The following is a 9879-nucleotide window of genomic DNA, read 5'->3' as shown; positions in this document are numbered from 1 at the left end:
CCCTCAACGCGGGCGTGGAGGCGGCCCGGGCCGGCGATGCGGGCAAGGGCTTCGCGGTCGTCGCGTCCGAAGTCCGCGCGCTGGCTCAGCGCTCGGCCGAGGCGGCCAAGGAGATCAAGGCGCTCATCACTGAGTCCACAGACAAGGTGGACGAGGGGGTCCGACTGGTTGGGGAGACAGGTCAGGCGTTGGACAGGATCGTCACCGATGTGGCTCGGATCAACGGCTTGGTCGTCGACATCGCCGCCGCGGCCCAGGAGCAGTCGAGCGGACTGTCGCAGATCAACGTGGCCATGAACCAGATGGATCAGATCGTCCAACAGAACGCCGCTATGGTGGAGGAATCGACAGCAGCCAGCCATGGCCTGGCCCGCGAGGCCGAGAGCCTCGCTAAGCTTATCGGCCAGTTCAAGATCGGCGGCCCGACGCCAACGCACCCTGTGCATGCATCGCAAGCGCGGGTAGCGCGCTTGATGACGACGACGCAGGTCAAGCCGGATGCTGAATGGGCGGAATTCTGAGTCGACTGTGTTCAACGCGAGGTTAGGCATCCACAGCCTGTGACATCGCGGCGGATCACACTGCAGGCCATGAGTTGACGTCGATCACGGTCCGCGGCCCGTCCCCGCAAGGTACTGCATGGGGGCGTCGGCGGTGGTCCGCGTCTTGAGCGGGATGCGGGTGGCTGGCTGGTCCTCTCGGATGAAGAGGTCGCGTTGCGCGGGAAGGAAGGGGGCAAACTCACCGGCCTGGCGCTGTTCGTCCGCCCGCGCGCATTGCACGCACTGTGTCCAGTGTGCGCTGTGTTGACCGTGGGAACGGTCTCGTTGTGCGTGCCGGGCTCTTCCTCGACGCAGCCGACGAGGTCGTTGTAGCCGCGCAGGTACAAGCCATACGCGTCCATTGTCTTCAGGGCGTCGCTCAGCTCGCCCACGGTGACAGAGATGGAGATCGGATTCTCCACGTCGAGCGCGTGAAAGTCTGAGTCGGCAAACTGCACGGTTCGGCGAGCGCCGATGCATAGGTCTATCGCATCAAGGATCGTCGACTTGCCGCTGTCACCCGGACCCACGAGGCAGTTAATCCCCGGCGACGGATCCCACACCAGGGATGCGATGCCGCGGAAGTTCTTGATCTCGATCTGCCGAATGCGTGCCACGCATGCTCCACGATGATTGAACAAATTCAATCATACATAGCAAACGGCCAAGATTGTCGCCATAGTTTAAGGTAACGGTGGGAGGCTTAGGGCGTCGCCCTCGGCGCGCTTCGATGGCCTTTCGCCCAGCTTCAGTCGCCTTCGGCTCCCTGCAGCCGGTTCCCCGCAAAGCCCATGCTCCGCTTGCACACCCACGTTCGCCACGTGGCAGGGGTGCTACTGCACCCGCTCACCAATCAGTAGCGGAAGAGGTCAGGCACAGCCTCCCGCGATGTCATGACCCAAACCCTGGAGTTGGTGTCGGTGGCCCCGGCGCTATCGCCGCCCAGCACGGCGCCCCCGTAGAGATGCAGACGCCAGATCGAGAGGTGGGGGTCGTCAATCGCCTGAGCACCCTCGTACTCAAACGCGCCATCGCCCCAGGTTGCTCGGGCGATCGCTCGCCCTCGCTTTGGCAAAGCCGCGGTGATGAGCCGTTCGCCCTCTTCAGTCCAAACGGCCACGCCCACCGCATAATCCGAAGGAACCACAGTGTTCCAATGGAACGCCACCAGGCCGCGGACCACGTACCGTAGCAAACCCTCGAACTGCTGGGCGTCCAGGTGCAGCGTTAAGGTCGGCCTGAGCATCCCGCCCTGTTTGACCCAGGCGCGGCCCTGGCTCGCCGAGAGTGCTGCATGCAGCCTGCGGTTCTTCGCAAGGCGGGGCGGGACCATCTCGTTTAGCACGCTGGAGGCGTCGGCATGACGCCCCGCAAACGGCAGCACCGCCGTCAGGTAGTGTTCCAATCGCGACTTGGCTTGGTTGCACGCCTCGCAAGCGGGGACTTTCGGCAGGTCGGCGCGCTTGTTCTTCGGGAAGAACTCCCGTGCGAACACGTGATCGCCCGTCGAAGAGCACGCCACCCTCGCGCAGTAGACGCAGGTCTTGCCCTTGAACGCCTTGCTCACGTTCGCTCGCCGGTATGGTTCAGCGCCCGCGCTTGCCGGGGCGTTGCGTCAAGGCGGAGCCTGCGGCGCTCTTTGCGGCCTTCGACGCCGTGGCGCTGCTCAGCACCTTGGCCGCCTTCGACGCCGCCGCAGCGCTGGTCACTTCCTTCGGGCTGCCCCGCTGGGTCAGCGCGGAGCCCGCCGCGCTCTTCGCTGCGGCGGACGCCTTGGGGTTGCTCAGGGTTCGGGCTGCTGCGGAGGCCGCAGCCCGTCCGGTCGTTTCCTTCTTCGACATCCCACACAACCCCTCCGAAGTGATCAAAACAGGAACATGGGTTCGCTGAACGAGGTTCGCAAGGGCTGTCGAGGCGGAGCGGTTCTGCCTGTCATCCCCTAAGGGCGTACGCCCCCCGACGCCCCTGTGGAAAGACTGCGCGACACGCTTGCCTGACCCGCCGGATCAGGACAGATAGGGAGGGTGAAAGCACGGGGCCGAAAGGCCCCGCTTTCGTTTGAAGCATTAGCGCACTGATTAGCGCACTACTTCAGAAAGTTATAAAAAGACTAAAAAATACAATAGCTTATTCTACCCACAACAAGACTCAAAATCTGCTGTCGAGAGGCGTGCTGGTTCGAGTCCGGCCTGGGGCACCAACAATTCAGGATGGCGCAGCTTCGGCCGCCAGGGGCGCATCGCGGGCGTAGACGCGCTCGTCGAGCACCCCCAGCTCCTTCGACACCAGGGTCGGCGCCAGCGCCTGGCCGGCGACGTTCACCGCGGTGCGGCCCATGTCCAGGATGGGGTCGATGGCCAAGAGCAGGCCGGCGCCCTCCAGCGGCAGCCCCAGGGTGGAAAGGGTGAGGGTGAGCATCACCGTGGCCCCGGTCAGGCCCGCGGTGGCGGCCGAGCCGAGGACCGAAACGAACACGATCAGCAGGTAGTCGGTCACCTGCAACGGCACGCCGAAGAACTGGGCGACGAAGATCGCCGAGATCGCCGGATAGATGGCCGCACAGCCGTCCATCTTGGTGGTCGCGCCCAAGGGCACGGCGAAGGCGGCATAGGCGCGGGGCACGCCCAGCGCATGGGTCACGGTCTCGGTGACGGGCAGCGTCCCGATCGACGAGCGGGAGACGAAGCCCAGCTGGATCGCGGGCCAGGCCGTCCGGAAGAACCGAAGCGGGTTCAGCCCGTGTGCCGCCAGCAGCGCCGGGTAGACCACCAGCAGCACCAGCCCCAGGCCGATGTAGATGGCCAGCGCGAACTGGCCCAGCTGCGAGAGCGCGTCCCAGCCGTACTTGGCCACCGCTGTGCCCAGCAGGCCCACGGTGCCGATCGGTGTCAGCCGGATCACCCACCACAGCACCTTGCGGATGACCGCCAGCGCCGAGGCGTTGAAGGCCAGGAACGTCTTGCCCGCCTCGCCCGACCGCAAGGCCGCGACGCCGATCACCAGCGAGATCACCAGGATCTGCAGCACGTTGAACGAGACGCTGGTGGTGGCGGCGCCGTCGACCAGCTTGGTCGAGGCGCTGAGGCCCAGGAAGTTCGAGGGGACGAGGCCGGTCAGGAAGTCGAGCCACGAGCCGGTCGTGCTGGGCGCCTTGGCGGCCTCAGCGGTGACGCCGGCATGCAGGCCGGGCTGCAGAACCAGGCCCAGGCTGATGCCAATGACCACGGCGATCAGGGCGGTGATCGCAAACCAGAGCAGGGTGCGCCAGACCAGGCGCGCGGCGTTCTGCAGGTCGGCCAGGTTGGCGATGCTGGCCACGATGGCGGTGAAAACCAAAGGCGGCACCAAGGCCTTCAGCAGCTGGATGAAGCTGGAGCCCAGGATCCGGAGGGTCTCGGCAAGCACAAAACCCGGCTGGCCGTCAGCGGGCCCGAGGTTTCGCGCGATGAGGCCCAGGATGACGCCCACGACCATGGCCGCCAGCACCTGGACCCCGAAGCCGCTGATGAACCTGGACTGCTTCTGGGCCGCCATCGGGTTGTCCTCGATATACAGACGACGTGTCCGCACCATACTCTACCGAGGGGCTAGGAAATTCTCGTAGCGTGGAATTCTGCGGGCGGCCGCAGAACGCCTGAATGCGGAAAATCGGGGCAGTTGTCTCTGGCTAGACTAGCCGGATGGTCGCCGATGCGCGGATGTCGCCTGCCGACCGGCCAACCTGCAGCTGGTACGCGCCGGGATCGACGGTCCAACCGCCGTCCCAGACCGCGAAGGCGCCCGGTTCCAGCTCCAGGGCGACCGTCCGCCGCTCGCCGGGCGCCAGCGTCACCTTGGCGAAGGTCTTCAGTTCCTTGGGCGGGCGGGGCAGGCGAGGGGTGTTGGGCGCGACGTACAGTTGGACCACCTCGGCGCCCGCTCGATCGCCGGTGTTGGCGACGGTGAGTTCGACCCGCACGGCCTCGCCGACCTTTGCGGTCACGGGCGCCTTCAGGTCCGTCAGCTCGAAGGTCGTGTAGGCGAGGCCGTGACCGAACGGGAACAACGGCGCCACGCCCTCGGCGTCGAACCAGCGATAGCCGACCGCTAGCCCCTCGGCGTACTCGCAGACCCGGGGGTCGGGCTCCACGCGGTGGGCAGGGTGCTGGCCGAACGCCTTCGGGAAGGTCACGGGCAGGCGTCCGCCCGGCGACCGTGCGCCGGTCAGCACGGCGGCCAGGGCGTCGGGCGCGGTCTCGCCGGGCAGCCACATCTGCAGGACCGCCCGGGCCTCGTCGATCCACGGCATGGCGAAGGGCGAGCCGGTGTTGAGGACGATCACCGTATTCGTGTTGGCGGCCAGGACCGCACGGGCCAGGTCGTCCTGGGCGCCCGGCAGGTCGATGTCCTCGCGGTCGTAGCCCTCGGCCTCGGTGACTGTCGCCGAGCCCAGCACCAGAACGACCGCGTCGGCGGCCTTCGCGGCCTCAATGGCGGCGGCCATCGGCTCGGACGGCGCGCGGACGCCCAGGGCGACGAAGTCCTGGTCCGGGCGGGCGGGGACGTATTCCAGTTCGATCGGATAGCCGCGCCCGGCCTCCAACTCACAGGTTGCAAGGCGGCGCGGCACGATCTGTCCGGTGACGTCGTAGCGGTCGGCCTTCGCCAGGGTGTCGGGTCCGATCAGCAGCGCCCCGTCCAGCGACAGCCGGCCCACCCCCGTGCCGCGCAGGCCGAACTCGTAGGTTCCCGACTGCTCGGGCCAGAACCAGCCACTCCAGCGGAACGCGCCGTACGCGGGCCGACGCGCCGTGGCCATCGCGCCGGCGACCCAGCGCACCATGTGCCGTTCGACGCCGGAGCTATTGGGTTCGCCCGAGAGATCCGCCGTCGGGAAGTACTCGGCCTTCAGGCCCTCGGTCTCGCGAGTCTCGGTCGGGCTGAATTGGCGCCGGTCGGCGGGGGGCGGGTAGGGATCGTTGTCGACGCCCTTGTGCACGGCGAGGGCCACGTCGGGGCCCAGGGCGGCGGCCAGGCCTTCGGCCAGGGTGCGCGTCTCGTCGGTGGTCACCTGGGAGCTGCCGCCACCCTGGAACAACGTCCGGATCGCATTGGGGCCGATCAGCGCCACCCGCTTCAGGCCTGGCCGAAGCGGAAGTAGGCCGCCCTCGTTCTTCAGCAGCGTCATGGCCTCGCAGGCCGCCTCGAAGGCGATGGCCTTGTGGCGCGCCGACCTGAGCTCGCCCGCGGGCCGGGGCCCGTCCATCAGACCCGAACGCACGATCAGCCGCAGAACGCGCCGCGCATTGTCGTCGACCTGGGCCTCGGCCACATCGGTCCCGACGAGCGCCAGCAGCTTGTCGCCGAACCACTTGGCCGGCCCGGGCATCTCCAGGTCCATCCCGGCGTTGGCCGAGGGCGCGGTCGAGCGCACCGCCGTCCAGTCCGAGACGACCATGCCCTCATAGCCCCACTCGTCCTTCAGGATGTCGGTGAGCAGGCCGCGATGCTGCGAAGCGTGGGTTCCGTTCAGGCGGTTGTACGAGGCCATGACGGTCCACGGATCGGCCTGCTTCACCACCCGCTCGAAGGCCGAGAGGTAGATCTCGCGAAGGGTCCGCTCGTCGATGCGGGCGTCCACCTCGAAGCGCTCCAGCTCCTGGTTGTTGGCCGCGTAGTGCTTCAGCGAGGCGCCGACGCCTTCGCCCTGCAGGCCATGGACATAGGCCACGCCCATCACGCCGGCCAGGTAGGGGTCCTCGGAATAGCTCTCGAAGTTCCGGCCCCAGGTGGGGATGCGCATGATGTTGATCGTGGGGGCCAGCACCACCTGGTCGCCCAGGGCATGCGCTTCCCGGCCAATCGCCGCGGCGACCTCGCGGGCGGTCTCGGGGTTCCAGGTCGCGGCGACCGCCACGCCCACCGGGAAGACCGTTGCGGGCACGCCCTTGATCGAGCGCACGCCGGTGGGGCCATCGGTCATGTTGAGCGACGGGATGCCCAGCCGCTCGATGCCGTGCAGCGAGAACGAGCTGGCGCCGGCCAGCAGGCGGACCTTCTCCTCCAGCGTCAGCTGCGCGAGCAGTTCCTCGGTCCGGGCATCAAGAGAGTTGGCCGCCACGCGCAATCGCCTTCACATGATCATCCGTTTCTGGAAAAAGGCGCCCGCCGCCGAACGAGTCGAGGGAAAACCCATGAAGACGCGCGCCGCTGTCGCCTTCGAGGCCAAGAAGCCGCTGGAGATCGTGGAGGTGGACCTGGAGGGTCCGCGCGCCGGCGAGGTGCTGGTCGAGATCAAGGCTACGGGCATCTGCCACACCGACGCCTACACGCTGGACGGCCTCGATAGCGAGGGCCTGTTCCCGTCGATCCTGGGCCATGAGGGCGCGGGCGTGGTGGTCGAGGTGGGACCGGGCGTGACCAGCGTCGCGGTGGGCGACCACGTGATCCCGCTCTACACGCCGGAATGCCGGCAGTGCAAAAGCTGCCTTTCCCGCAAGACCAACCTCTGCACGGCGATCCGCGCGACCCAGGGCAAGGGCCTGATGCCCGATGGCACAAGCCGGTTCAGCTACAAGGGCCAGCCGATCTACCACTACATGGGCTGCTCGACGTTCTCGAACTACACGGTCCTGCCAGAGATCGCGGTGGCCAAGATCCGCAAGGACGCGCCGTTCGACACCGCCTGCTACGTGGGCTGCGGCGTCACCACGGGCGTGGGCGCGGTGGTCAACACGGCCCAGGTGGAGCCGGGCGCCAACTGCGTCGTCTTCGGCCTGGGCGGCATCGGCCTGAACGTGATCCAGGGCCTGAAGATGGTGGGCGCCAACATGATCGTGGGCGTCGACATCAACCCGGCGCGCGAGGACTGGGGCCGCAAGTTCGGCATGACCCACTTCGTGAACCCCAAGACCATTGATGGCGACATCGTCGCCCATCTGGTGGCCCTGACCGACGGCGGCGCCGACTACACCTTCGACGCCACCGGCAACACCACCGTCATGCGCCAGGCGCTGGAGGCCTGCCACCGCGGCTGGGGCGAGAGCATCATCATCGGCGTGGCCGAGGCCGGGAAGGAGATCGCCACGCGGCCCTTCCAGCTGGTCACCGGCCGGGTGTGGAAGGGCACGGCCTTCGGCGGCGCGCGCGGCCGCACCGACACGCCGAAGATCGTCGAGTGGTACATGGACGGGAAGATCCAGATCGACCCGATGATCACCCACAAGATGCCGCTGGAAGACATCAACAAGGCCTTCGACCTCATGCACGCCGGCGAGAGCATCCGTTCGGTGGTGGTCTATTGAGCCTGGAGACGGTCTCCACCAACCGCATGTTCGGCGGCGTCCAGGGGGTCTATCGCCACCAGAGCCGCGAGACGAAGACGCCGATGACCTTCAGCGTCTTCCTGCCGCCCCAGGCGGCCGAGGCGGGAGCCCGGCTGCCGGTGGTCTGGTACCTGTCGGGCCTGACCTGCACCTACGCCAATGTCACCGAGAAGGGCCAGTTCCAGCGGGCGTGCGCCGAGCTGGGCCTGATCTTCGTGGCGCCGGATAGCAGTCCCCGGGGCGAGGGCGTGCCCGACGACCCCGAGGGCGCCTACGACTTCGGCCTGGGCGCGGGCTTCTACGTGGACGCCACCCAGGCGTCGTGGGCGGCGAACTACCGGATGGAGAGCTACATCGTCTCCGAGCTGCCGGAGGTGATCGCCGCGAACTTCCCGGTCGACATGGCTCGCCAAGGCCTGACGGGCCACTCGATGGGCGGGCACGGCGCGCTGACGCTGGCGCTGAAGACTCCCGGCCGCTGGAAATCGGTCTCGGCCTTCGCGCCGATCAGCTCGCCCATGCGCTGCCCGTGGGGCGAGAAGGCGCTGGGCGGCTACCTGGGCCCGGATCGCGCCGCGTGGCGCCGGTACGACGCCACCGCTTTGCTGGACGACGGCGCGCGCGTGCCCGAGCTGCTGGTCGACCAGGGCGAGGCCGACAACTTCCTCGAAGGCCAGCTGAAGCCGGACCTGCTCGAGGCCGCCTGCCGCAAGGCCGGCGTGCGCCTGACGCTCCGCCGCCAGCCCGGCTACGACCACAGCTATTATTTCATCGCCAGCTTCATGGAGGACCACCTTCGCTGGCACGCCGAACGGCTCCAGGGCGTGACATCGTGACGATGGACCCCCGGGCGATCGCGGCGGCCTACACCGCTGGGTGGAACACGGGCCGGCCTGAGGCGGTCGCGGCGTTCTTCACCGAAGACGGTGTCATCATCATCAATGGCGGCCCGCCCTGGACGGGTCGCGCGGGCGTCGCCGAGATGGCCGCCGGCTTTTTCGCCGATGTGCCGGACCTGTCGCTCGCCTGCGACGGAGTCCGCGCATCCGGCAGGCACGTGGTCTACCTGTGGACTTTCACCGGAACCCACGCGGCGACCGGCAACCGGCTGGAAGTGGTCGGTTGGGAGGAGTGGGATCTGGACGACGCGGGATTGGTGAGGCTCTCCCGCGGCTGGTTCGACGCCGAAGACTATGCGCGGCAGACGACAGCGGGATAGCCTCAGCTATCGAAGATCGCCACCGCGCGAATCCAGCCCGCCGACGCCCCCGCGATCTTCACCGGGAAGCACGACAGCGTGAACCCGTCGGCGGGCAGCGCCTCCAGGTTGGTCAGCTTCTCGATCTGGTAATACTCGCGCAGGCGGCCGGCCTTGTGGCCTTCCCAGATGATCTTGGGGTCGTGGGTTTCGGCCCACTTCTTCGCCGTGTGCGAGAACGGCGCGTCCCAGGACCAGGCGTCGGTGCCCACCACCTTCACGCCGCGCTCGGTGAGGTAGAGGGTCGCTTCCTCGCCCATGCCGCAGCCCTTGTGGATGTAGTTCGGGTCGCCGTAGGCGGCGCCGGCGGCGGTGTTGACCAACACGATATCCAGCGGCTGGAGCTCATGGCCGATGCGTTTGAGCTCGGCCTCGACGTCGGCGGCGGTGGCGACATAGCCGTCCTCGAAATGGCGGAAGTCCAGCTTCACGCCGGGCTGGAGGAAATACTCGAGCGGGCCCTCGTCGATGGTCGGCGCCGCACGGCTGGTCCCGGCCTGGTCGGTGGTGGAATGGAAGTGCCACGGGGCATCCATGTGGGTGCCGTTGTGGGTGGACAGCCGCACCTGCTCCACCGCCCAGCCCTCGCCGTCGGGCAGGTCCTCGGCGGTCAGGCCGGGGAAGAACGAGGCGATCTGGCCCACCGTCTCCTTGTGGCGGGAGTAGGTGACCTGCGGCCGCATTACCTCCGGGTCGGAGACGATGTCGTTCGTGATCGGGATCGACAGATCGACCAGCTTGCGCGCCACGTGCGGCCTCCCATTTTTCGAGAGCT

The 9879-nt window shown here is 67.7% G+C and carries 10 protein-coding genes; 4 read left to right on the top strand and 6 right to left on the bottom strand.

Annotated features, from left to right (window positions below):
* On the top strand, positions 1 to 521 hold a 521-nt coding region (locus tag EPN98_RS02825), incomplete at its 5' end, for a methyl-accepting chemotaxis protein (protein ID WP_293360017.1).
* An 11-nt stretch (positions 522 to 532) separates the two neighbouring features.
* On the opposite strand, the gene EPN98_RS02820 is transcribed toward EPN98_RS02825, so the two are convergent.
* The 5 genes from EPN98_RS02820 to EPN98_RS02800 all read right to left on the bottom strand — a co-directional run bounded on the left by EPN98_RS02820 (position 533) and on the right by EPN98_RS02800 (position 6642).
* On the bottom strand, positions 533 to 1159 hold the full coding sequence (locus tag EPN98_RS02820; RefSeq protein ID WP_293360014.1) for an AAA family ATPase: 627 nt from the start codon (positions 1157 to 1159) through the stop codon (positions 533 to 535).
* 236 nt (positions 1160 to 1395) lie between these two features.
* The gene (locus EPN98_RS02815) at positions 1396 to 2109 is read right to left on the bottom strand and encodes an HNH endonuclease (protein WP_293360011.1); all 714 of its coding nucleotides are present in this window, start codon (positions 2107 to 2109) and stop codon (positions 1396 to 1398) included.
* A 19-nt stretch (positions 2110 to 2128) separates the two neighbouring features.
* The gene (locus EPN98_RS02810; protein ID WP_293360009.1) at positions 2129 to 2383 is read right to left on the bottom strand and encodes a hypothetical protein; all 255 of its coding nucleotides are present in this window, start codon (positions 2381 to 2383) and stop codon (positions 2129 to 2131) included.
* Between the two features lie 364 nt (positions 2384 to 2747).
* Positions 2748 to 4076, bottom strand: coding sequence for a dicarboxylate/amino acid:cation symporter (locus EPN98_RS02805; protein ID WP_293360006.1), 1329 nt, complete (start codon positions 4074 to 4076; stop codon positions 2748 to 2750).
* 133 nt (positions 4077 to 4209) lie between these two features.
* A complete protein-coding gene (locus tag EPN98_RS02800; protein WP_293360003.1) occupies positions 4210 to 6642 on the bottom strand; it encodes a glycoside hydrolase family 3 protein in 2433 nt (810 codons plus the stop codon).
* Positions 6643 to 6715: 73 nt separating this feature from the next.
* On the opposite strand from EPN98_RS02800, the gene EPN98_RS02795 reads away from it, so the two are divergent.
* Genes EPN98_RS02795 through EPN98_RS02785 form a run of 3 tightly spaced genes read left to right on the top strand, consistent with a single transcriptional unit; the run spans position 6716 to position 9065 of the window.
* The gene (locus EPN98_RS02795; protein ID WP_293360000.1) at positions 6716 to 7825 is read left to right on the top strand and encodes an S-(hydroxymethyl)glutathione dehydrogenase/class III alcohol dehydrogenase; all 1110 of its coding nucleotides are present in this window, start codon (positions 6716 to 6718) and stop codon (positions 7823 to 7825) included.
* Entirely contained in the window at positions 7822 to 8682 is an 861-nt protein-coding gene (fghA, locus tag EPN98_RS02790) for an S-formylglutathione hydrolase (protein WP_293359997.1), read from the top strand. The genes EPN98_RS02795 and fghA overlap by 4 nt, the downstream gene beginning before the upstream one ends.
* A gap of 2 nt (positions 8683 to 8684) precedes the next feature.
* Complete coding sequence (locus EPN98_RS02785) at positions 8685 to 9065, top strand: nuclear transport factor 2 family protein (RefSeq protein WP_293360020.1); 381 nt, start codon at positions 8685 to 8687, stop codon at positions 9063 to 9065.
* Between the two features lie 2 nt (positions 9066 to 9067).
* Here EPN98_RS02785 and EPN98_RS02780 read toward each other — a convergent pair whose 3' ends face one another.
* Positions 9068 to 9853, bottom strand: coding sequence for a cyclase family protein (locus EPN98_RS02780; protein ID WP_293359994.1), 786 nt, complete (start codon positions 9851 to 9853; stop codon positions 9068 to 9070).
* Positions 9854 to 9879 lie beyond the last annotated feature (26 nt).

The sequence above is a fragment of the Phenylobacterium sp. genome (genome assembly GCF_004299445.1).
In the GTDB taxonomy this organism is placed as follows: Bacteria; Pseudomonadota; Alphaproteobacteria; order Caulobacterales; family Caulobacteraceae; genus Phenylobacterium.
Note: the sequence above shows the minus strand (reverse complement) of the source record. Positions and strands in the feature narration are given on the sequence as shown.